General features: G+C 54.1%; 1 protein-coding gene. It reads left to right on the top strand.

From position 1 onward, the window contains the following. Positions 1-80: 80 nt before the first annotated feature. The coding region (locus A3722_RS16615; protein WP_150120532.1) for a hypothetical protein at positions 81-331 on the top strand (251 nt) is incomplete at its 3' end.

The raw sequence follows: 331 nt of genomic DNA, 5'->3' as shown, positions 1-331 counted from the left end.
AGAACTGGTCTGAGAACGACGGCGACAGAACTTATCCCGAAGCCTATTTCTATGCTCAGCATCCATTTGGAAGCCAGCGCATGTGGAGCACTGACACAATCGCCAACAACTCAGGCTACCGCTTTGCGGACCGGGCCAGTGAAGAGCGTCTCGATTGGCCCGAAGTCTGGGCGGAAATGTCACCTTATTACTATGGCTACAACATGTACGGGCGGCGCTTCGATAACTATTGGAGTTACCGCGCGGCGCTTTATCGCGACTATGTTCAGTGGACGGTTGATGCTACGGAAAAAGACCGACGCCTCCGCCAAATTTGCGGCGTGGCTAATGC

It is taken from the genome of Sulfitobacter sp. HI0027 (assembly GCF_001634775.1).
Lineage (GTDB): Bacteria > Pseudomonadota > Alphaproteobacteria > Rhodobacterales > Rhodobacteraceae > Sulfitobacter.
Note: the sequence above shows the minus strand (reverse complement) of the source record. Positions and strands in the feature narration are given on the sequence as shown.